Genomic DNA, 23,138 nt, shown 5'->3' with positions numbered 1-23,138 from the left:
TCAATTGATTTCTTTGCGGTCTTCAATTGATCCCAATTGTAAGGGCACTGCCATTTTTATAAAAGCGAAATTTATTATACGTTATCCCATTATTGTTGATCTGAACCACTCTAATTCAGGTAAAAAATATAAGGAACAGCCGCGAATCGCCGCTGAAGTGATGCACAGTCGCCGTCAGGCAAAGCATCTGGCAGGAATGATCCCGTGGATTGATGATTGAGAGCTACCTGTTGCCAGGGGCACAGGGAGCATCGGGCACGGAGTTTGGCCGCTCGATTACCGATCCCTGTCTTGGTTGGGAGGAGAGTGAAACGTTGGTCCTGAAACTGGCTGAAAGTATCGGGTAAAGAGGTTTTTTTAGCCGCCCAAATAGGCTTTTTGCACTTCAGGGGTATCCATCAGTTCCTGTGATGTGCCGGAAATGATAATGTTGCCGGTATCCAGCAGATAGCCACGGTGGGCGCACTGCAGGGCGATATGGGCATTCTGTTCAATGAGCAGGATGGTCATGCCCTCTTCGTTGAGTTTCTTCAAAGCCCGGAACATATCGTACATCAGCAGCGGGGCCAGTCCCATGGAGGGTTCATCAAGCATGATGAAGGTGCAGCCGGTCATCAGCGCCCGGCCAACGGCCAGCATCTGCTGCTCGCCGCCGCTTAATGATTCACTGCGCTGTTTGCGCCGCTCAGCCAGACGGGGGAACAGGTCGAAGACCTGCTGGTAAGCACCATCATGAACGACATGTTTCCGGGAATAGGTGGCCAGCTTGAGGTTTTCCATTACGGTCAGGTTGCCGAAGATATGGCGTCCTTCGGGTACCAAAGCAAGATGGAGTTTCCTGACCATATCATGGGGCTCGACGTTGACAATGCTTTTCCCCCGGTAGCGGATATCTCCCTCGGTCAGTTTTGGCGCCTCGGGTGGCGGGAGCCGGCAGATGGTATGGAGGGTGGTTGTTTTGCCGGCCCCGTTGGCCCCGATCAGGGTAACAATTTCACCCTCGTGGACATGGAAACTGATGCCATGGAGGGCGGCAATATTGCCATATTTGACCTGCAGATTTTCTACTTCAAGCAGCATTGATCATCCTTTTAAAAAGCTGAATGGTTCCTATATGAGGTCATCTCCCAGGTACGCCTTGATAACTTCCGGGTTGTTCTGAATTTCCTCCGGGGTTCCTTCCGCGATGGTTTCGCCGAAATCGATGACGGTGATTCTGGAGCAGAGACTCATGACAACCTTCATCTGGTGTTCAATCATCCAGATGCTCAGGTCAAATTCCTCGAAAATCCACTGGATGAGATCAATAAGTTCAAAAATGTCCTTGGAGTTGAGGCCGGCTGCCGGTTCATCGAGCAGCAGCAACTGCGGTCGGGATGAAAGCGCCCGGGCGATTTCCACCTTGCGCTGCAGGCCATAGGGAAGATTTTTTGGTTTTTCCCCGGCAAAGGGGGACAGCTTGAAGATCTCCAGCAGTTCAAGGGCCAGATCGCGAATCTCCCGTTCACGTTGTTGATAGCGACGGGTGCGGAAAAAGAGATCCATCATGCCGTAGTTAAGGGTCCCGTGCTGAGCCAGGGAAATATTTTCCAGTACGGTCAGTTCATTCCAGAGTCTGATATTCTGAAAGGTTCTGGCGATACCGTAGGTGGTAACCTGATGAGGCTTCAGGCCGGCAATGGGCTGGTCAAAAAAGGTGATGGTGCCGCGGGTCGGCTGATAGAAGCCGCTGACCACATTGAACACGGTGGTTTTACCGGCACCATTAGGGCCGATCAGGCCCACCAGTTCCTGTTTTCCCACTTGGACATTGAAGTCCGAGAGAGCGCACAGGCCACTGAAATGCTGGGTCAACCCTTCTATTTTCAGGACAGTCATCGTGATGTCAATCGCTTACTTGAAACGGTAAAATTTTTTCAGCCTGGGGAAAATATCTCCCAGCTCCCGGTGCCCCATGATTCCTTCGGGGCGAAATTGCATTAGAATAATGAGCAGCAGCGGGATAACAATCCACTTGATGATCTGCAGAGGTCGCAGGGCCTCCAGTAGGAGGGTGAAGAAAACGGCGGAAAGTACTGAGCCGGTAATTGATCCCATGCCTCCCAGATAGACCATGACCAGCGCTTCAGTGGATTTGAGGATATCAAATGACTTGGGGTTGACATAGCCCACCACATGGGCGTACAAACCGCCGGCCACGCCGGCCAGGCCGGAAGAGAGCATAAAAGCAATCAGTTTCATTTTATTGGTGTTGACGCTCATAATTTCAGCCGCCACCTCATCCTGCTGGATGGCGATGATGCCTTTGCCGTAGGTGGAGGAAACAAAGCGGCGAATGGCCATGACCACCAGCACCGTGAAAAGAAAAACCCACAAGATCATCCAGGGAATTTCGGCCACCTCCTCCATCGCCATGACCACCCGCTTCATGCCCATAAAACCCCTGGCACCGCCGATTTTGTCAATATTGATAATCAGAGTGATAATAATATAGTTGGCGGCAATGGTGATAATGGCCAGATAGTCTCCTCTGGTTTTAAAGGATGGCAGGGCGACCAGCAGGCCGGCAAAAGCCGCCGCCAGTCCGCCGGCAAAGATGATCAGTGGGAAAGCGAGGGCGGCATATGCCGGCGGCAGCAGGGGGGCGCCGAAAACCCGATCCTGGGTGAACAGAGCGACGGAGAGAATGGAGGAGACATAGGCGCCGACCGCGATAAAACCAGCATGGCCGCAGGAAAATTCACCCATGTGACCGTTAACCAGGTTCAGGCTCGATGAGATGATGATGTTGATGCCGATAAACAGGATGATGGTTTGGGTATAGAGATCAATGATTTCGAAATGGGCTAGCCCCATGATCATCATCAACAGGGTGAGCAGGGCAGCCGGGACGGTCATTTTTTCTTGTATCATATGGCTTTAAATCTTGGTTGTTTTGGCAACCCCGAAAAGCCCAGTGGGCCTCAGGGTCAGGATAAACAACAGAATACTGAAGGCGAAAAGATCCCGGTAGGTGGAGGGGAAAAAAGCGACTACCATGATTTCCAGAAAACCGAGAATAAAGCCGCCGGCAAAGGCGCCGCGGATATCGCCGATGCCTCCCACCACCGCCGCAATAAATGCTTTCCAGCCAATGGAAAGGCCCATATACGGATCGAGGATGGGGTAGGAGAGGGCAGAGAGCAGACCTGCCAGGCCTGCCAGTGAAGAGCCAAGGATAAACGTGAACACAATAACGTTATCAATGGGGATGCCCATCAAAGGAACGGCAAACTTGTCATAGGAAATGGCCCGCATGGCCATGCCGATTTTTGTTTTGGTGACGATGAACTGGAGCAGGAAAAAAACCAGAAACGCAGTAAAGATAACCGCTATCTTCAGGTTGGTGACGCTTACGGCACCGAAGGTATAGACAACCTTGTCAACCATCTCTGGAAATTTTTTCCGGCTGGCTCCCAGCAGGGCCAGATTGCCGTTTTCCAGGATAAGGCCGCACATGAGGGCGGTGATGACAACGTAGAGGCGGTGGGCGCCTTTTCGCCGCAGGGGCCGGTAGGCGATGCGTTCCAGGGTGACCCCCACGGCTGCCGTGAGTATCATGGTCAAAGGGATGGCCAGCGCCAGGGCTACCCCACCTGGCAGGTTGAAGGGCAGCATCTGGTAGTGCCCCAGGAGCAGGGAAGAGACGAAAAATGCGATATAAGCCCCGACCATGACAATATCGCCATGGGCAAAGTTGATCAGCAGCAAGACGCCATACACCAGAGTGTAGCCCAAAGCAATGAGAGAGTAGAAACTCCCCCATTGCAGGGCGTTCAAGAGGTTCTGGGCGATAGATTGCAGCATGGTGCCATCCAGTTCCAACTCTTTTCCAGGGCGGTGCTGGAACGCTGAAAGAGGGGCTGCCGATCAGGGACAGACAGATTTGGTGAAGACAAATTCCCCTTTATCGTTGATGCGGACCACCACGGCGCACTTGATGGGATCACCCTGGTCATCAAACTTCATCTGGCCGGTGACCCCGGCAAAACTCTTGATGTCGCTCAGCGCCTGACGAATTGCCTTGCGGTCTTTGCGAACCTTGCCGGTCAGTGTGCCGTGATTTTGAATTGCCTGAAGCACCAGGCGGGTGGCATCCCAGGTCAGGGCGGCAACATCATCGGGAACGTATCCATAGGTGGCGTTAAACGTATCGATAAAAGCCTTGGTGTCGCCTTGGGCACCGGCAGCGGCATAGTGGGTGGAAAAATAATGGCCGATGCAGTCATTGCCGCAGAGGGTCATCAGTTCGGCGGAACCCCAGGCATCCGACCCCATGAAAGGCCCTTGCCAACCGAGATCATGGGCCTGCTTGACGGTCAGGGCGACTTCATTATAGTTGTTGGGCAGGAAAATGAAGTCAGGTTTGGCGGCGATGATAGTTGTCAACTGGGCACTGAAGTCCTGGTCGCGATCACCATAGCTTTCGAAGGCGACCACGGAGCCGGCACCATTCTTTTTTTCAAAATCATCCCTGAAAATTTCCGCCAGGCCCTTGCTGTAATCATTGGCCAGCGCATAGAGTACCGCAGCGGTTTTTGCCTTGAACTGGGCCATGGCAAAGTCGACTGCCACCGGTCCCTGGAAGGGATCCAGGAACGCAGCCCGGAAAACCCACGGCCGGTCCTTGGTGGTGTCAGGATTGGTCGACCAGGGGGAGATCATTGGGGTTTCGTTCATATCGGCAATCTCACCGGCGGGTACCGCCTGTTTGCTCGAGTTGGGGCCGATGATAGCCAGTACCTTGTTGCGATCGATGAGTTTCTGGGCTACGGCAACTGCTGATTCGGCTTTAGACTCGTTGTCTTCATAGATGAATTCCAGCAGGTATTTCTCTTTCCCCACCTGTAGGCCGCCGGCACTGTTAATGTCCTCCTTCAGCATCTCAGCTGCAAACTTAGAGGATTCTCCCACCTTGGGGATCTCACCGGTTAGCGGGATATTAAAACCGATGGTGATGGTTTTTGTTGAGGCAAATCCGGGAATGGCCAGAGCCAGAAACAGCGCCAGCATCAGGATGATAGAAAAAATCTTCTTCATGGCTGATCCTCATTATATGGCAGGTTGAAAGACAATCGGTTTTGCCTATCAGATTTTTTCAGTACACGTCAAGGGGTTTCGGGCGGCAACTGGCCGGGATATGGCAAAAGAGCGGCGGGAAAAGTTTTCCCGGGAGCTCCTTCTCTCTTGTGCTGGTGGACGGTTTTTGCTAGTACAGTTGAGGCATGAGCCGGTGGCAATCGCCTGACGGCGGGAAAAAAGCAGAAAAAACTGGGAGGTAAGCATGGCCGCATTCAAGGTTCTGATCACTGACAATTTGGCCCCTGAGGGGATCGCTGTCTTGGAACGGGAAAAAGACGTCGAGCTGGATATCCAGGTTGGCATTCCTCATGAAGCGTTGAAAACGATTATTGGTCAGTATGATGCCATTATTACCCGCAGTGGTACGACGGTAACGGCTGACCTGCTGGAAAACCCCGGTCGGCTGAAAATTATCGGTCGGGCCGGTGTCGGGCTGGATAATATCGATCTGGAAGCGGCCAGTATTAAAGGGGTGATTGTCATGAACGCACCCACTGGCAATACCATTGCCGCCACCGAGTTGACCATGGGGATGATGCTGGCCGCAGCCCGTAAAATCCCGGCGGCCAACACCTCGCTGAAAAAAGAGGAATGGACGCGGAAGAAGTTCATGGGTCGCCAGCTCTACGGCAAAACCCTCGGGGTTGTTGGTCTGGGGCGGATAGGCGGCAGCGTGGCGGCGCGGGCCAAGGCGTTCGGGATGAAAGTTATTGCGTTTGATCCCTATATCAAAAAGGTGAAGTCGGAAGGCCTGGGAGTAACCCTCTATGATCGTCTGGAAGATTTACTGGCCTTAAGTGATGTCATAACCATCCACACCCCGAAAACCGAAGAAACCCAGAATATGATCACCGCCCAGGAATTTTCCCTGATGAAAGACGGGGTGGTGGTGGTCAACTGTGCCCGCGGTGGCATCATTAATGAGGATGATCTGTATGAGGCGGTGAAGTCGGGCAAAGTTTTTGCCGCCGGCGTCGATGTCTTTGGGCAGGAACCACTGGGACATCATAAACTGCTGGAGTTGGAAAATGTTTTCGTTACCCCCCACATTGGGGCCAATACCGTTGAAGGCCAGGAAGGGGTGGCAGTGATCATTGCCGAGCAGGTTATCAACGCCCTCCGGGGCCGGGCCTACGAAAATGCGGTCAATATCCCTTACATGCGATCCCAGCTGCCGGCTCCTATGCAGCTGTACTTTGATCTGGCTGAAGCCATGGGCCGTCTGGCGGCCCAGGTTGCCAAAGGGCGGCCGGAAGCGTTTCAGATCACCATGGTCGGCAATAAGTTCAAAGAGGATTTTGGCGAACGGGTGTTTGATATCCCCTTCAGCTTTCAACCCTTTACGGTTGCCGGCTTGAAGGGGTTTCTGGAAAAACATGTCAAAGAAGCGGTTTCCTTCATCAACGCTCCCTACCTGGCCAAGGAGCGGGATATGGATATCCAGGAATCGAAAACTTCCTCCTATGAAAATTACAATGATCTGCTCCTTCTTAGGATTAAGACGGATGAGGGCGAACATCTCATGGGCGGGACGGTCTTTGCCGATAATGTCTGCCGAATCCTCTTCCTTGACCAGTTTCACCTGGAAATGGTTGCCCAGGGTAACTACCTCTATTTCAAAAATATTGATAAACCGGGGATTGTCGGCAAAGTGGGCACGGTGCTCGGCAAGCACCAGATCAACATTGCCGGCTTCAACCTGTCGCGGGTCAAGGGCGGCAAGGCGGTATCCTTTGTCTCCCTGGATAATGAGGTGCCCAAAGAGGTTATTGATGAGCTGCTGGAGCAGGACGGCCTGCTGGAAGCAAAGGTGGTGACATTGTAGCCGGTTGGCTGCCGGTCGCAAGGGGCTTGGCGTTTGACGTTGGTTGGCACTCTACCGCGCTTTAGGCTGATAATGCTGAATGGTGACAGCGTTGCTGTCGGAGGCAACCCTATGGAAGCTGGAGAACTGTACCAGAAAATCTATGCCAGGATTGAAGAGTTGCCGACGCTGCCGGCGGTGGTGCCGAAACTGCTGGAGCTGATGCAGAATCCCAATACTAATGCGGCTGATCTGACGGCGGTCATCTCTCGAGATCCGGCCCTGGCCGCTAAAGTTCTCAAGGTTGCCAATTCCGCTTATTATGGTTTTCCCCAGAAAATTGCCGATGTCAAGCATGCCGTTGCCCTGCTGGGGTTTAATATGGTTAAATCTCTGGCGATTTCCATTGGTATTATCAAGAGTCTTCCCAGGGGCCGGCGGCCTTCCCCTTATTTTTCTGCCGCCGGTCTGTGGCTGCACAGCCTGGCGGTGGCAACCGCGATGCAGGAGCTTGGCCGTCGTTTTGCCGGTGCCGATGACCGTGAATATCTATTCATTGTCGGTCTTCTCCATGATCTTGGCAAAGTCGTTCTCGACCAGTTTTTTCCCGAGCTGTTTCAGGAGGTATTGGAACGGGCCAATGTGGGCCAACAAAGCAAACTGCATCTGGTGGAACGGGAGATTATCGGCATTGATCACTGTGAGGTCAGCGCCATGTTGTTGACCAGGTGGAAATTCCCCGCCAAGATTGTTCAGCCGGTTGCCGGGCACCATCAACCGCAGCTGGCATCGGGAGCCAGTGTTGTTGATGTGACCCTGTTGAGAATTGCCAATGTTCTGGCGCAGGAACTGGGGATTGGCAAAGAGGGGAATTCGATTGCCGGTCAGATTCGTCCCGGTGATCTTGAGGCGGTTTCTGCCGACGAAGGTGCCGTTGGGCAGGTGAGATCGTTCCTTTTCAATAAACAGGAGGAGCTTGAAGCGTTTTTTGCCGCCTTGGCTTAGAGCAAGGTTCTCTCATTAATGTCGAAACCGGTCAATCAGACGGCCGGTCGGGCAGTTTCTGCCGGTATGATTCAAGCCACATGATGTCATAGGGCATCATGGTTAACGACAGCTTCCGCTTTTCAGCCAGCCACTCCATGCCGCTGACGATGTCATACCAGTGGTTTTCCAGCACACAAATATCTTCCAGACATAGTTGGGCAAAATCCACTTCCAGATGAATGACCCGATTGGCGACATTGATCAGGGCCAGGATATGCTGGTCCCGTTCCGGCGATAATCGCAGTACCGCAAAAACCTCGGCTTTGAGATTGATAATATGCTGCGGCCCGTTGGGATGAAAAGCCCGTTTGTGCGAGCGGATGGCAATGAGCCGTCCCAGTTCCCGGCTGATCCTCGAAATTTTTGACATCGGATCCTCAAGGGCTCTGGTAATGGCCTGGCCGTCAATAACCGTCCGGTTGATGTCCCGTTTGGAATCGGTCTTGAGCACCGCTTCCACGTCATTACGACTGCCGATCAGGCTGTGCAGATAGATCCCCGGCACGCCGGCCAGGACTAGGGCGATGCAGCGGGAAGCGACAAAACGCTTTACCTGAAAAGCAAGATCTTCGCTGCGTTCATCTTCCCGGTTCAGGGCGCTGAACCAGGTAATATTTGCTTCATACGGTTCATCCTGGCCGTCACTTCCGGTTTTGTAGGAAATAAACCCGCCGTGTTCCAGCGTCTTTTTGGCGAGGTAGCTGATCTGTTCCTGGCTGAGGATATTTTTTACCGCCATCAGGCCAATGCCATCATGGGAATCAAGAAAATTAAAAAAAGTGGTGGTTGGTGACGGGGTGGTCAAGTGGGCCGCCCATCGGGAGAGAACCCGGGCATCTTCCGCATAAAAGGTATGCAGCACCAGTGGCGGCAGAGCAAAATTATAGACCATCTGGGCTTCATTATGGCCGTTGCCGAAATAGGCGATGTTTTCTTCATGGGGGACGTTGGTTTCGGTGATCAGGGCGACATGGGGAGCGACCGCATCGAGAACGTCCCGGAACAGCTTGACGATTTCATGGGTCTGGTCCAGGTGGACGCAGCGGGTTCCCGGTTCGGCCCACAAGAAGGTTACCGCATCAAGACGAATGATGGCAGCTCCACGACGGATATAAAGGAGCAGTACCTCAAGAACCCGCATCAGGACATCAGGATTTTTGTAGTTCAGGTCAACCTGATCGGCGGAGAACGTTGCCCAGACATGGGCCGGTCCATTGATCGTCTGAAAGGGAACCAGAATGTCTGAAGTCCGGGGGCGAAAGATTTTGCGCCGCTGCTCTTTGGTCAACTCAGCCGGTGAATTGAAGGTGATGAAAAAGTTCTTATAGTAGGGATTGCCGTTCAAAAATTCCTGAAACCAGTGGCTCTTGGCAGACACATGGTTGATGACCCCGTCAAACATCAGTTTATAGTGCTGTCCAAGATCGGCAATATCATCCCAGGTGCCAAGCTTGGGATCGACAGTGGCAAAATCGATAATTGAAAACCCGCGGTCGGATGAATAGGGGAAAAACGGCAGAATGTGAATGGTGTTTATCGTCCCTTCCAGGTAGGTGCCACAGAATTTTTCCAGGGTGGTCAGCGGGGATCTTTCCGTGCCCCGGATAAGATCACCGTACGTAATCAGGATGACGTCGTGTTCGGTAAACCGGTTGGCAGGGTTATAGCCTTTTTGCTGCGGGGAATGCTCAGGAGGGATGTGTGCGTGGTATATCTGCATGATTCTTTCCACTTCGGGCAGGTAGCGGTCGGCAGTTTCATGGTTGTAGATGAAGCAAAGCCGCCTGTGCAGATGCTTCCTTGCGCCGGCGGAAAGCTGGTATGGGGGCCGGGAATAGTCCGGCTCCTGAAGATGGGTCAGGTGTGCATGGGGGCGGTGACTATCCTGCATGACAGTTTATTCCTTGTTTGCCTGGCGAAACTGCAGCGTTGCGAAAGCCTGTTTGATTTGGGTCATCTGTCTGCCGAAAGCAGGAACGACTTCTTGTATGTTCGGCAGCACCGGTGAAAAATGAAGAATATTTGCCGGCAGGTCGTGCATGGCGCATGATCTTTGTGCGAAAAACCGTATGTGGAACGTGGTTGTTGACAAGGGGAGATAAACGGTTAAATTTTAAGGTAGGGAGGCAACCCGCAAAGCCTGCGGGGTAGGAGGCAGGGCCATGGTCATGGCTGTTGAATGGGGGCCAGGAGGAGAGCGATGAGCGAAATGTTCAGATTTGCCGATGAACTGGGGCCGGAGAAAATTATTCATGTTTACCAGCCTGCCCTTGGCCTGAAAGCGGTGCTGGTGGTGGATAACACGGCGGCCGGCCCGGCGCTTGGAGGAATCCGGATGGCTCCTGACGTTTCAACCGTTGAGTGTTTCCGGTTGGCCAGGGCGATGACCTTTAAAAATGCAGCCGCCGGGCTGCCCCACGGCGGTGGCAAGATGGTAGTTTTCGCCGATCCAAAAATGGAACCGGCTGCCAAGGAGCAGCTGATGCGGGCCCTGGCCTGCTCGCTCAAGGAGGAGAAGGATTATATTTTTGCTCCGGATATGGGTACCGAGGAGCAGTGTATGGCCTGGGTGAAGGGTGAGATGGACCGGGTGGTGGCTTTGCCCAAGGAGCTGGGCGGCATCCCTCTGGATGAGATCGGGGCAACCGGATGGGGCCTCAGCCACGCAGCGGAAATAGCGGCCGGTTTTTGCCAGCTGCCCCTGGCTGGTGCCCGGCTGGTGGTCCAGGGATTCGGGGCGGTGGGGAAACATGTCGCCCGCTTCCTGGCGGAGAAGGGGGCGGTGCTGGTTGGGGTTGCCGATTCCCGGGGCGCCCTTTATTCCTCTAAGGGTCTCGATGTGGCTGCCTTGTTGTGCTTGAAGGAGAGTGGTGCCAGCGTCATCGACTACCCTGCCGGGGAAAAACGCGAGCGGGATGCCGTCGTTGGTTTTGCCAGTGATATCTGGATCCCGGCTGCCCGGCCGGATGTGGTGCATGAGCTGAATGTTGCCCAATTGCAAGCCAGGCTGGTAGTTCAAGGGGCAAATATTCCTTTCTCTTCCGGTGCCGAAGCCATTCTCCACCAGCGGGGAATCATGTGCGTCCCTGATTTTATCGCTAATGCCGGCGGGGTTATCTGCGCGGCAATGGAATATCGGGGCGCTGGAGAACATGCTGCCTTGGAGGCGATTCGTGAGAAGGTCAGCGCCAACACCCACCAGGTGCTGGAGGAGGCATGCCGGAAAGGCTGCCAACCCAGGGAGGCGGCAGCGGCAATGGCACTCAGGCGGGTAAAAAAAGCGATGAGCTACCGGCGCTGGCACCGGCAGGAATCCTGATGACTGCCCAACGGTCAAGTTATCTCCACCGGGGTGGCGATGAACCGCTGCTAGGGGCAACCATTTATGCCCATGCCGCCCGGATTATGGCAGCCTATCCTGATCACGAGGCAGTGGTTTCCCTGCCCCAGAATAGACGGTTGACCTACCGGGAGCTGCGGCAGGAAGCCGACTCCCTGGCTCGGGGCCTGCTGGCCCTCGGATATGGTTCCGGTGACCGGATCGGCATCTGGTCGACCAACAACCTGCAGTGGATTGTCCTGCAGCTGGCCACCGCCCGGATTGGAGCTGTCTTGGTGACCATTAACCCGGCGTATCGACCGAAAGAACTATCGTATGCCCTGCGGCGGTCCCATGTCCAAGGTTTGTTTGTCATTCCGGCATTCAGGACCAGTGACTATGCCGCCATGCTTGCTGGTTTATTGCCTTCGTTGGCATGGGCAACGGCAGGTGCACTGGATGATGATCAAGTTCCTGCACTGCGCCATGTCATCCTTTATGATCCTGCCAACCCAGCCGCCACCAGCCGGCCGTCTTCCGGCTTTACCCTCTGGCAGGATGTAATGGCGGCAGCTGAGCAGATAAAGGAAGAACAACTGGAGGCGGTTACCGCTGGCCTTGATTTTGACGACCCCATCAATATCCAGTATACTTCCGGGACTACCGGGACGCCGAAGGCGGTTGAGCTGAGTCATCATAATATCCTCAATAATGCCTATTTTGCCGCCCGATCCTTGGGTTTTACGGCTGTCGACCGACTCTGCGTGCCGGTGCCCTTTTACCACTGTTTCGGTCTGGTGCTGGGCAACCTACTCTGCCTGTCGGTGGGTGCCTGTATTGTCATCCCCTGTGACTATTTTGAGCCGTCGGCGGTGCTGCGGGGGATTGCCGAAGAGCGCTGTACCGCGGTTCACGGGGTGCCGACCATGTTTATAGCTGAGCTTGAACATCCTGGATTTGCCGACTTCGATTTATCGAGTCTGCGTACCGGGATTATGGCTGGTGCTCCCTGTGCTCCTGACTTGGTGGAGCGGGTCATAACCCGGATGCATTGTTCCCGGATTCTGATCGGCTACGGTCAGACCGAAGCCTCGCCCCTTACCCACCTGACGGCAGCCAATGATAATCTGGTTCGCCGGACAACAACGGTGGGCACCAACCTTCCCCATCAGGAGGTGAAAGTGGTGTCACCCCGGCACGGCACCATCCTGCCCCGGGGGGAAATCGGTGAAGTGTGTTTTCGCGGTTACCAGGTTATGAAGGGCTATTATGATGACCCTGACGCCACCGGCAAAGCCATTGACCATCATGGCTGGCTCCATTCCGGTGATTTGGGCTGGCTTGACGAGGATGGTTACCTCCATATCAGTGGCCGCCTCAAGGAGATGATCATCCGGGGAGGGGAAAATATTTATCCGCGCGAAATTGAAGATTTTCTTGTCAGCCATCCTGACATTCTTCAGGTGGCGGTTTTCGGTGTTCCCGATCCACGGATGGGCGAGGAGATCGTTGCCTGGGTACAACTGCGCCCGGGTCTGAAAATAACTGCTACAGAGTTGAAGGAGTACTGCCGGGGCGCCATCGCCCATTTCAAGATTCCCCGCCATATTTGTTTTGTTGATGCCTTTCCCCTGACGGTTACCGGCAAGCCGGCCAAGTTCCGCATGCGGGAGAAATTCATGCAGGAACATGACCTGATGTAATTTTCCTTGACAGTTTCACCGGCAGGATGCTAGGAAGCGCAACATTTTCTTGATACACTGCCTTTGATGCTCCTCCATCCTTTTCCTTCTCCACTGCCAGTTGGTGCAATACAAAAAAGGTATCCTGCGAGTTGGTTCATGCAACCGCTGTCCGGGCCGTGTGCTCCGGGAGGGGAAATGTCCATCATAACGTCTGCAACAGGTTGATACATATGGATTCAGTAGAAAAATTGCGAAATATTGCCATTATTGCCCACGTGGACCATGGAAAAACCACTCTGGTTGACCGATTGCTGCAGCAGTCGGGAACGCTGGACCGGCGTGATGCCGGCAAAGAGCGGATCATGGATTCCAATGATCAGGAGCGGGAGCGCGGCATTACCATTCTGGCCAAAAATACAGCCATCCAATGGCGTGACTACCAGATCAACATTGTCGACACCCCGGGTCATGCGGATTTTGGTGGTGAAGTCGAACGAATCCTGTCAATGGTTGATTCTGTCCTGCTGCTGGTGGATGCGGTTGATGGTCCCATGCCCCAGACCCGTTTTGTGACCCAGAAAGCGTTCAAGGCGGGATTGAATCCCATTGTCGTGGTCAATAAGATTGATCGGGTTGGGTCGCGGCCGGATTGGGTGGTGGACCAGATATTTGATCTTTTTGTCCGCCTTGGCGCCAATGATGAACAGCTTGATTTTCCGGTGGTCTATGCCTCGGCGGTACAAGGTATTGCCGGTCTTGAACCGGAAAAAATCAGTGGTGATATGTCCCCCTTGCTTGATCTGATTGTGGCCCAGGTACCGCCGCCGTCAGTTGATCTCGATGGACCTTTCCAGATGCAGGTATGTGCCCTGGATTACAGCTCCTACGTCGGGGTTATCGGCCTTGGCCGCATCCGTCGGGGCCGGGCCCGCAGAAATACCCCGGTTGTTGTGGTTGATCGTAATGGCCGGCAGCGTCCCGCAAGACTTTTAGGCATTATGGCCCATCTTGGCCTTGAACGTCGGGACGTGGATGAAGCCCATGCCGGCAATATTGTCAGTATTACGGGCATTGATGAGCTGAAAATTTCCGATACCATCTGTGCCCCTGATTTTCCTGAGGCTTTGCCGCCCCTGTCAGTTGATGAACCGACGGTTAATATGACCTTTCAGGTCAATGATTCTCCTTTTGCCGGTCTTGACGGCAAATTTGTTACCAGTCGCAACCTCAAAGAGCGGCTCGATCGTGAGTTGATTCATGATGTCGCCCTGCGGGTTGCCCCCGGCAGCAGCCCGGACAGGTTTGTGGTTTCCGGCCGGGGGGAACTGCATCTTTCAGTTTTGATTGAAAAGATGCGCCGGGAGGGCTATGAAATGGGGGTGTCCCGCCCGGAGGTGATTGTCCGGGAAATTGATGGCCAGTTGCAGGAGCCGTATGAAATATTGGTGATTGATTGCGAGGACCAGCACCAGGGCGGTGTTATGGAGGAGCTCGGCCGGCGGAAGGCGGAGCTGACCAACGTGAGGCCCGATGGCCAGGGGCGGGTCAGGCTTGATTTTACCATCTTGTCCCGGGGGCTTATCGGCTTTCGCTCCCAGTTTATGACCATGACGTCCGGCAGCGGCATCATGACCCATATCTTTGATCATTACGGTCCGGTGCAGACCGGGGAGCTGGGGGCCCGCCAGAATGGAGTGCTGGTTTCCATGGTGTCCGGCAAGGTGCTGGCCTATGCCCTCTTCAATTTGCAGGAGCGGGGCCGCCTTTGCGTCGAGGCCAATGTGGAGGTGTATGAAGGGCAGATTGTCGGCATCCATAACCGGGGCAATGATCTGGCGGTCAATCCCACTCGGGCCAAGCAGCTTACCAATATCAGGGCCGCCGGCAGTGATGAAAATATTATCCTTACTCCGCCGGTGCGGTTTTCTCTGGAACAGGCGTTGGAGTTCATCAACGACGATGAGCTGGTGGAGGTTACCCCCTCATATATTCGTTTGCGCAAAAGGCTGCTGAAGGAAGTTGATCGCAAACGGGCCGGACGCCGATAGGGAAGATGCAGGTTAGATGCGATAAGAGCTGCTTACAGCTATTGTCCGGGTAAATTCTTCCATTGGGTCGATTCGTCGCCGAAAGTACATAATAGCTGCCTGAAAGTGGCGGTAGAAAGCAGAATCGTGAAGCGTCTTCCATTAGGAAGACGCTTTTTTTATTTTGGCGGGGCATCGGGTTTCCTGGGCTACCATAGTCGTTTCCCCATGGGTATTGCCGGATTGCCATGCAGCAAGGCAATCGCTGTTCCCTGATGAGGGGTTTCCTTTTCAATGGATGGCGGGAAGGCTTGGCGGCTTGACTCAAGTCAACGAAAAACGGCGATCATCCGTGCTAAGACTATTGTTCAGTCCGAAAGGCAACCCAGGAACAAAACGTCCGCACCGTCTTGGTATTATGCCGGTGACTGGCAAACTGATCCTCGACGATGGTCAATAACTCATGGCAAATGATAACCTCGCCTCATTACGAATACAACAAGAGCGGGAAACTATTGCCCGCATGATTGCCTTGTATTGCCGTAAGCAGCACAAGTGCCGCCCGCTTTGTCCTGACTGCAGAGAGCTGCTGGAGTACGCGTGGTCAAGGATTGATCACTGTCCCTTGCAGGAGAAAAAAACCACCTGCGGCAGATGTCCAATCCATTGTTATAAGCCGGCCATGCGGGAAAGGATCCGGGCGGTCATGCGCTATGCCGGACCAAAAATGCTTTGGCATCATCCCCTGGCAGCCATCCGGCATATGCTCAGGGCGTGGTTCAGGAAAACGTAGGTATTCGGTTGATTATCCCGGACTTTATCTGCTTGTAGAGGGATCATCATAATGAAAAAATTATTCTGCTTCCGTTGTCGGTGTTGCAACGGTCATCCAAAAGATCCGAATCCTGAACAGACAAGGATGCTTCTCGCGCAGCTGAGCGCCCGTTAAAGAGCCGGATAACTGCCGGGTTCAGCGGCCGTATTGCCGAGATTGCTGTTGCCGAAAGTCAAAAGGTGAAGGAGGGCGAGCTTCTCATCAAGGTCGATGATCGTGAGATTATGACCGCCATCGATGAACTCAGGGCAAAGCTGGCGGTGCTTGATTACGACGCCATGTACAGCCTCAAACATGAGCGTAAGGTGGCACTTTTTGCCGCCGGCGGCACCGTCAATGTTTGGTCTTTTCAGGGTTTTTCAGGCCGTTCACGCAGTGAAAGGGCAATGCGCCGGCGCTCGCGATCGACCTCCATGACGGTGACCATCACCTGTTGCTGGACTTTGACCACCTCTCCAGGGTCCCTGACATAGCGATCGGCCAGCTGACTGATATGGACCAGGCCGTCCTGGTGCACACCAATATCCACAAAGGCACCAAATCTGGTGACATTGGTGACCAGCCCGGGGAGTTTCATCCCCGGCTTAAGGTCTTCAAGCTGGCAAATCCCCTCTTGAAAAGAGAAGCGCTCAAATTTCCGGCGAGGATCTCGGCCGGGTCGGGCCAGTTCTGCCATGATATCGCTCAAGGTAGGAAGGCCGACCGTGCTGGAAATATACCTTTGCAGGTTAATCTGCTGCCGCAGACTTTCTGAAGCCATCAATTCTTTGACCGGACAGCCGCACTCTTGCGCCATCTGGTTCACCAGGGAATAGCGTTCTGGATGGACGGCACTGGCATCCAGGGGATTGCTGCCGTTGCGGATGCGGAGAAATCCGGCAGCCTGTTCAAAGGCTTTGGCTCCCAGACGGGGAACCTTGAGCAACTGCTGTCGTGAGCTGAAGGGACCCTGTTCATTGCGGAATCTGACGATGTTGTGAGCCAGGACCGGGCTTAAACCGGAGACAGAGGATAAGAGCTCAGGGCTGGCCGTATTGACCTCCACTCCCACTATGTTGACACAGCTGCTGACCACCTCATCGAGCCGCCGTTTCAACGCCTGTTGATCCACATCATGCTGGTACTGTCCCACGCCGATCGCTTTAGGGTCTATTTTTACCAGTTCCGCCAGGGGGTCCTGCAGGCGCCGGCCGATGGAAACCGCACCCCGGACCGTCAGATCATGGTCGGGGAACTCCGTTCGGGCCACCTCAGAAGCGGAATAGACGGAGGCTCCCGCCTCGTTGACCATTACAATGTCAATGGTGCCGTCAAGGTCAAGGGACCTGATAAAGGCTTCCGTCTCCCGGCTGGCGGTGCCATTGCCGATGGCGATCGCCTCAATGGCGTACCGATGGCAAAGGGTTTTTATCACGGCCGCCGCTTCGGTAACTTTTTTTTGTGAATGGGTCGGATAGATGATGTCGTGGTGGAGCAGCTGTCCCTGGCCGTCCAGGCATACCAGTTTGGCCCCGGTGCGAAAGCCCGGATCAAGGGCGAGCAGCCGTTTTTGCCCGAGGGGTGAGGCGAGGAGCAGTTCACGAAGGTTGTCGGCAAAAACCTTTATCGCCTCCCCTTCGGCCCGCTCCCGCAGCGACCGGCGGAATTCATTTTCCAGCGCCGGAACCAGCAGCCTTTTATAGCTGTCTTCCACCGCAGTATTGATCTGATGGCCGGCTGGGTTGTCACGCCTGACAAATCGTTGCCGGAGCAGTACGAGAGCGTTTTCTTCCGGCGGGCGAATAGTGATACTGAGAATTTTTTCCTTTTCGCCGCGTAGCATGGCCAGCAGCCGGTGGCCGGCGATGGCTGCTGCTTTTTCCTGCCAGGCAAAGTAATCACGGAATTTGCTGCCAGCTGCTTCCTTGCCTTTGACGACTTTTGCAACGATAATTCCTTCGGCCACAAATAGTTTGCGGAGTAAGGTGCGGCTGGCAGGATCCTCGCTGACCCACTCAGCGACAATGTCACGGGCGCCGGCCAGGGCATCATCAATGGAATGGACCTCCTTTTCCGGATCGAGATAGGGTGCAGCTGCAGCAGGGAGATCGACGGTTTGCTGGGCCAGCAGTTTGGTCGCCAGGGGTTCCAACCCCTTTTCCCGGGCGACCGAAGCCCTAGTTCGTCGTTTTGGCCGGTAGGGAAGGTAGAAATCTTCCATTTCCGTCATCGATGTTATTGCCAGCAGCCGATTTTCCAGCTCCCTGGTGAGTAGCTGCCGGTCGGCAAGGGAGTTTCGGATGACTTCCCGCCGATGTTCCAAGGCGGTCAGCTGCTCCAGACTGTTTCTGATGGTAGTCAGCATAACCTCGTCAAGGGATCCAGTGTCCTCCTTGCGGTAGCGGGCAATAAACGGGATGGTGCTGCCGTTCTGCAGCAGTTCATCAACGGCTTGCACCTGCCGGCTGGTGATGTGCAGCTGATCGGCGATAAGCTGGAAAAACAATGCTCTCATGGCGAGTATTCCGTAAGCGAATGGTGACAAAACAGGTCAACAGGTTGCTCCTGCACCTATAAGCGAAAAGACAAGATTATGCCAGCAGCGAATGGCTTCAAAAGAGTAAAGTTCCCTTTATTTAAGTTTTATGGAATGTTTTCGATAAGTTATTGACAGATGGCGGCGAAGAACAAAAGGCTGGCGAATAGTAGCCAAAAGAACCTTCCCCGGACATGGTTATTGTTTGCCTCAAGGGACACACTTTGATTGAGAGGGCATAATGATTAGTTCCACGGTCCAGAGGCTGGCGGCCACCACCGGTCTGCTGAAATCCCGAGCCAGCAAATACGCGGTTTATGGTGTTCTTATCGCGGTCACCTGTATTTTCATGGCTACCGTGATGGTTGCCTATCTCGAAAAAAATACCATTACCCTTGACAGTCTAGTGTATGCCCAGAAGACGAATTTCGCCCTCTGGGTGTTGGATATGATGCCTTTTATGTTTGCCTTCTGGGGGCAGTATGTAAGTTCCATGATTGCCTATCAGGCTGGTGCGGTAATCATCGACGAGACGTCCGATCTGCGGGCTCAGACGGCGGTTTTGGAGGAAAAGGCGACCCATGAGGCGACCCATGATTCGTTGACCGAACTTCCTAATCGGGTTCTGCTCCACGACCGCCTGCAGCAGGCTTTAAGTGCCGCCCAGCGACAGCAAAGCCAGCTGGCAGTGCTGATCATGGACCTGGATAATTTTAAGGAGATCAATGACACCCTGGGCCACTTCAATGGTGATATCATTTTGAAGCAGGTGGCTACCCGATTGCAGGGAACCATTCGCAACCTGGACAGCGTCGCCCGTTTGGGTGGGGATGAATTTGCCATTCTGTTGCCCAAGCTGGCATCCGAGCGCGATCTGCCACTGGTGGTTAAAAAGCTGCAGCAGGCTCTGAAGCCTTCATTCCAGGTCAGTGGTCTCAACCTTGATGTCCATGCCAGTATCGGTATTGCTTTGTTTCCTGAACATGGAAATGATGTTGATACCTTGATGCAGCGTGCGGAAGTGGCCATGTATGCGGCCAAGCGGGAAAAATCAGGCATTCTCCAATATTCACGCAAACTCGATCACTACAGTCCCCGACGGTTGACGTTGTTGGCTGAGCTGCGCCAGGCTATTGAGCAGCAGGAACTGCTGCTCTTTTACCAGCCAAAAGTTGACCTCAAGACCAACAAAATTTTAGAAGTGGAAGCATTGGCGCGCTGGCAGCATCCGGAGCATGGCTTGATGCCTCCTGATGATTTTATTCCGCTGGCGGAACGCACCGGATTGATCAGACCACTGACCAATATGGTGATTGATCAGTCGCTAAAGCAGGTCGCGGCATGGCAGGCTGCCGGCTATGATCTCGGCGTGACGATCAATATCTCCGCCAGGGTGCTGCTGGATCCCCAGTTTCCCGATATGCTGATCGGGATGATGGCCGCTCATCGGATTAACCCTGACCATATTGTCCTGGAAATTACTGAAACCACCATTATGGTGGATCATGAACGGGCTATGGAGGTTTTGACCAGGCTGCAGAACATTGTTGTCCGGCTGTCCATTGATGATTTTGGCACCGGTTACTCATCGTTGGCTTATCTGAAACAGCTGCCGGTTCACGAGCTTAAAATTGACAAATCATTCGTCATGAATATGGCCGATAATCATGACGATGCGGTTATTGTTAAAATAATTATCGAGCTTGGCCACCACCTGGGGCTGAAAGTAACCGCAGAGGGAGTTGAAACTGACACCGTTCTTGAGCAGTTGAAAGAGCTGACCTGCGATGTTGCCCAGGGGTTTTTGATCAGCAGGCCATTGCCAGCCGATGAGCTTATGGCCAGTCTGCCATCATCGTCATGGAAACTGAAGGGCGCATGGTTATAGGCATGGGAATTGCTTGTGTGACCATGTTTGGCGGTGGGGTGCCTTCGAGCTGCTTGGAAATGGTTGGCAAACATGGGCGACAACATGAATCATGCCAGTGTAAGCCGGAGGAACTGCGTGACCCTGGTAGAGAATAAAGCCGTCAACGTTGACAAAAGAGATAAAGGTCATTATAGGGTGTTCAACATCAATGGGGAAATTCACTCGGGAAGCTTTGGGGTTTTTTGTTGCCATGCATGACCGTTTAAACGAGCAAAAGACAAAAGGTCGGCGTCGCAAACGTCGGGTCGTTTGTTTTTTGCTGGCCGCTCTGGTACTGGCTGGCGGCGTCCTCTCGGGAACTTTTTCAGATCGACAGTCTTTTGGCCGATGGTCTCTGGCATCGTCTGGTGCCAATGAGCCGGTTTTGCCGGTTGCCCAGGGATCAATGCCGGACGGGTCGGTGCCGGCTGCCGGGCAGGATTCACTGCCGGTTGTGGAGTCCTGTTCCCGGATTATCCGCCCCGGAGAAACGGTTTCGGCGCTGCTGAGTGACTACCTTGCCCCCCGGCAGATTGTCGCCTTAAGCCAAGCGTGTGACAGCAGCTTTCCCCTCTCCCGGATTCGTGCCGGCCGGATTTTTTCACTGCAGGTGGCCGATGGTGAGCTGGTTGGTTTTGACTACGAGATCAATGCTGAGGAAAAACTGGCAGTTTCCTGTCAGGCTGCTGGCTTTACTGTTTCCCGGGTTCCCATAGCCTATGATGTCAATACTGTGGTGGTTCAGGGCACTATCGATTCTACTCTATTTGCCGCCGTGACAGCCATAGGCGAAAAGGCTGAGCTGGCGTACAAGCTGGCAGATATTTTCGCCTGGGAAGTTGATTTCATCAGGGATATCAGGGCTGGTGATCGGTTTAGAGCGCTGGTGCAAAAGCGGTATCGTGATGGCAAATTTATCGACTATGGTCTGGTGCAGGCGGCGGAATTCACCAATCAGGGAAAGAACTTTCTGGGAATACTCTATCGCGACGAAGACGGACTTCCCGGTTATTATAATGCTGACGGGAGCAACCTGCGTAAGGCGTTCCTGAAAGCGCCGCTTTCCTTTCATCGAATTTCCTCCACCTACAGCCATCGCCGTCTCCATCCCATTAGAAAAATCTGGCTGCCCCATCCCGGGATAGATTATGCCGCTCCCGTCGGAACGCCGGTAAAAGCGGCGGGCAACGGGACGGTTGTCTGCGTTGCCAGTGACAACCAGGCGGGGAACTACGTCAAAATTCGTCATCCCAACGGCTATGAAAGCAGCTACCTGCATCTTTCCCGTTTTGCCGGCAAGGCCAAAAGGGGCATCAAGGTGGCCCAGGGGGAGGTTATCGGCTATGTGGGTAGCACCGGAATGGCAACCGGCCCCCACCTGGATTTTCGGATGAAGAAAAACGGCCGTTTTATCAATCCGTTAAAGATGGAAAACCCCCGGGCGCGCCGGCTGTCGGACCATGTAATGCCTTCCTTTCTGCAAAAGATGTTTGCCTGTCAAGCCTCCCTGGAAACTATCCGGCTGGTTCGCCACGACTTTCCTGAAGGTGGTGAAACGCAGCTGTAAAAACTTTCTGCGACTTCTGCTCCCATTTCCTCCCAGTGGTTCTTTTTTACAGAAATGGCTAAAATAATGGCCGGCGGTTGCCGAAAGGATAAGGACCGTGGTTGGTTATTAGTTTTGTTGTTGAATAGTGAAGAGAGTCATAACCTTGCTCAACGTGAAGGGATGTTTATGCGCTGGTTCAGAAAAATGAAAATAATCAACAAACTGCTGGTGGGATATGTGGTAATGGCGGTTTTTCTGCTTGCCATGGGAACCTATAGCTGGATAGGTTTGAACAGTGTGCAGCATCAGGTTGCCGGTCCGGCTTTTTCGGTATCCCGAGGGTATGCCATGGGGTTGTTACTGATTACTGCTGGTGGGCTTGCTTGTGGTTTACTGCTTATGCTGTTCATCAATCACACCATCAGCGCACCGTTGAAAATCGGCATTAAGAGATTGATGCAAAACTCCAATCAGATATCAGCGGCGGCCGCCCAGATTTCAACCTCTAGCCAACAGGTGGCGGATGGTGCCGGCAATCAGGCATCGGCGCTGGAGGAGACGGCTGCCTCTCTGGAGGAGATGAATGCCACAACGAAACAGAACGCCGCCAATGCTGATCAGGGCAACCTGATGATGGGGCAGGTCAGCGGCGGCTTTGGCCAGGTCAATGAAACAATGACCGAACTTAAAGATGCCATGGGCGAGATTTCTGCTGCCAGTGATCAAATATCAAAAATCATTAAAACCATCGATGAGATTGCCTTCCAGACTAATCTGCTGGCCCTGAATGCTGCCGTTGAAGCGGCAAGGGCCGGAGAAGCGGGTGCCGGTTTTGCGGTGGTTGCCGAGGAGGTAAGAAATCTGGCGTTGCGTTCGGCGGTTGCCGCCAGAGATACCTCGGTATTGATTGAGGATACCGTTCAGAAAACCAAGCGGGGTATTGACCTGGTTTCCCGTTCGGTTGATGGTTTTGCCACGGTGTCAGAGCAGGTTGATAACGTGAACCGGTTGACCGGCGATATATCACAGGCATCCAGGGAGCAGGCCCATGGTATTGAACAGATTAATTATGCCATCAGTGAGATGGATAAGGTAACCCAGCATAATGCGGCGACCGCGGAAGAGTTTGCCGCTGCTGCGGGGGAGATGACCTCCTATGCCGATGAGCTCAAAGATGTTGTCAGCTACCTTATCACCGGTGGTGAGCAGCAAACCCCAGTTGCCCGGGGTGGCCGCGAGACAATGACGTATAACCGGTCATCGGGATCCAGGAGATCCATGCTGCCTCCCGTGCCCGGCCTGAAGGCCATCACCCAAAAATAATGTG

19 protein-coding genes are annotated in these 23,138 nt (G+C 53.8%); 10 read left to right on the top strand and 9 right to left on the bottom strand.

Annotated elements, in window-relative coordinates:
* The coding region (locus tag JXO50_01355) for a hypothetical protein (GenBank protein MBN2331735.1) at window positions 1-220 on the top strand (220 nt) is incomplete at its 5' end.
* A gap of 137 nt (window positions 221-357) precedes the next feature.
* On the opposite strand, the gene JXO50_01350 is transcribed toward JXO50_01355, so the two are convergent.
* The 5 genes from JXO50_01350 to JXO50_01330 form a co-directional block, all read right to left on the bottom strand.
* Complete coding sequence (locus JXO50_01350) at window positions 358-1,080, bottom strand: ABC transporter ATP-binding protein (GenBank protein MBN2331734.1); 723 nt, start codon at window positions 1,078-1,080, stop codon at window positions 358-360.
* A gap of 30 nt (window positions 1,081-1,110) precedes the next feature.
* Complete coding sequence (locus tag JXO50_01345) at window positions 1,111-1,878, bottom strand: ABC transporter ATP-binding protein (GenBank protein MBN2331733.1); 768 nt, start codon at window positions 1,876-1,878, stop codon at window positions 1,111-1,113.
* 15 nt (window positions 1,879-1,893) lie between these two features.
* Window positions 1,894-2,913: a branched-chain amino acid ABC transporter permease gene (locus tag JXO50_01340; GenBank protein MBN2331732.1), complete on the bottom strand. Its 1,020-nt coding sequence runs from the start codon at window positions 2,911-2,913 to the stop codon at window positions 1,894-1,896.
* 6 nt (window positions 2,914-2,919) lie between these two features.
* Window positions 2,920-3,846: a branched-chain amino acid ABC transporter permease gene (locus JXO50_01335; protein MBN2331731.1), complete on the bottom strand. Its 927-nt coding sequence runs from the start codon at window positions 3,844-3,846 to the stop codon at window positions 2,920-2,922.
* 63 nt (window positions 3,847-3,909) lie between these two features.
* Window positions 3,910-5,079: an ABC transporter substrate-binding protein gene (locus tag JXO50_01330; GenBank protein MBN2331730.1), complete on the bottom strand. Its 1,170-nt coding sequence runs from the start codon at window positions 5,077-5,079 to the stop codon at window positions 3,910-3,912.
* A 244-nt stretch (window positions 5,080-5,323) separates the two neighbouring features.
* Between JXO50_01330 and JXO50_01325 the strand changes: the two genes are divergently transcribed.
* Together JXO50_01325 and JXO50_01320 are read left to right on the top strand one after the other, a co-directional pair.
* Window positions 5,324-6,946: a phosphoglycerate dehydrogenase gene (locus tag JXO50_01325; protein MBN2331729.1), complete on the top strand. Its 1,623-nt coding sequence runs from the start codon at window positions 5,324-5,326 to the stop codon at window positions 6,944-6,946.
* Window positions 6,947-7,057: 111 nt separating this feature from the next.
* Entirely contained in the window at window positions 7,058-7,930 is an 873-nt protein-coding gene (locus tag JXO50_01320) for an HDOD domain-containing protein (GenBank protein ID MBN2331728.1), read from the top strand.
* A 31-nt stretch (window positions 7,931-7,961) separates the two neighbouring features.
* Here the strand turns inward: JXO50_01320 and JXO50_01315 are convergent, their stop codons facing one another.
* Window positions 7,962-9,863 (bottom strand): sugar phosphorylase, encoded by a 1,902-nt coding sequence (locus JXO50_01315; GenBank protein MBN2331727.1) that lies wholly within the window; start codon window positions 9,861-9,863, stop codon window positions 7,962-7,964.
* Between the two features lie 6 nt (window positions 9,864-9,869).
* Window positions 9,870-10,013, bottom strand: coding sequence for a hypothetical protein (locus JXO50_01310; GenBank protein MBN2331726.1), 144 nt, complete (start codon window positions 10,011-10,013; stop codon window positions 9,870-9,872).
* 159 nt (window positions 10,014-10,172) lie between these two features.
* Between JXO50_01310 and JXO50_01305 the strand changes: the two genes are divergently transcribed.
* The 4 genes from JXO50_01305 (at window position 10,173) to JXO50_01290 (ending at window position 15,796) form a co-directional block, all read left to right on the top strand.
* Window positions 10,173-11,291, top strand: a complete 1,119-nt coding sequence (locus tag JXO50_01305; GenBank protein MBN2331725.1) for a Glu/Leu/Phe/Val dehydrogenase — start codon at window positions 10,173-10,175, stop codon at window positions 11,289-11,291.
* Window positions 11,291-12,994 carry an AMP-binding protein gene (locus JXO50_01300; protein MBN2331724.1) on the top strand — a complete coding sequence of 568 codons (1,704 nt, stop codon included), beginning with the start codon at window positions 11,291-11,293 and terminating at the stop codon, window positions 12,992-12,994. Before JXO50_01305 ends, JXO50_01300 begins: the two co-directional genes overlap by 1 nt.
* 212 nt (window positions 12,995-13,206) lie before the next feature.
* Complete coding sequence (gene typA, locus JXO50_01295; protein ID MBN2331723.1) at window positions 13,207-15,024, top strand: translational GTPase TypA; 1,818 nt, start codon at window positions 13,207-13,209, stop codon at window positions 15,022-15,024.
* Window positions 15,025-15,466: 442 nt separating this feature from the next.
* On the top strand, window positions 15,467-15,796 hold the full coding sequence (locus JXO50_01290) for a nitrous oxide-stimulated promoter family protein (protein ID MBN2331722.1): 330 nt from the start codon (window positions 15,467-15,469) through the stop codon (window positions 15,794-15,796).
* Between the two features lie 152 nt (window positions 15,797-15,948).
* Here the strand turns inward: JXO50_01290 and JXO50_01285 are convergent, their stop codons facing one another.
* Together JXO50_01285 and JXO50_01280 are read right to left on the bottom strand one after the other, a co-directional pair.
* On the bottom strand, window positions 15,949-16,134 hold the full coding sequence (locus tag JXO50_01285; protein ID MBN2331721.1) for a hypothetical protein: 186 nt from the start codon (window positions 16,132-16,134) through the stop codon (window positions 15,949-15,951).
* A 53-nt stretch (window positions 16,135-16,187) separates the two neighbouring features.
* Window positions 16,188-18,332, bottom strand: a complete 2,145-nt coding sequence (locus JXO50_01280; GenBank protein MBN2331720.1) for an RNA-binding transcriptional accessory protein — start codon at window positions 18,330-18,332, stop codon at window positions 16,188-16,190.
* A gap of 262 nt (window positions 18,333-18,594) precedes the next feature.
* Between JXO50_01280 and JXO50_01275 the strand changes: the two genes are divergently transcribed.
* From JXO50_01275 to JXO50_01265, 3 genes are all read left to right on the top strand, one after another.
* Window positions 18,595-20,241, top strand: coding sequence for an EAL domain-containing protein (locus tag JXO50_01275; GenBank protein MBN2331719.1), 1,647 nt, complete (start codon window positions 18,595-18,597; stop codon window positions 20,239-20,241).
* A 190-nt stretch (window positions 20,242-20,431) separates the two neighbouring features.
* A complete protein-coding gene (locus JXO50_01270; protein MBN2331718.1) occupies window positions 20,432-21,829 on the top strand; it encodes a peptidoglycan DD-metalloendopeptidase family protein in 1,398 nt (465 codons plus the stop codon).
* A gap of 186 nt (window positions 21,830-22,015) precedes the next feature.
* Complete coding sequence (locus JXO50_01265; GenBank protein ID MBN2331717.1) at window positions 22,016-23,134, top strand: hypothetical protein; 1,119 nt, start codon at window positions 22,016-22,018, stop codon at window positions 23,132-23,134.
* The last annotated feature ends 4 nt before the right edge of the window (window positions 23,135-23,138 follow it).

This window comes from Candidatus Anaeroferrophillus wilburensis (assembly GCA_016934315.1).
Taxonomy (GTDB): domain Bacteria; phylum Desulfobacterota; class Anaeroferrophillalia; order Anaeroferrophillales; family Anaeroferrophillaceae; genus Anaeroferrophillus; species Anaeroferrophillus wilburensis.
The sequence above is the reverse complement of the archived record's forward strand: the minus strand, read 5'-3'. Positions and strand labels throughout refer to the sequence as shown.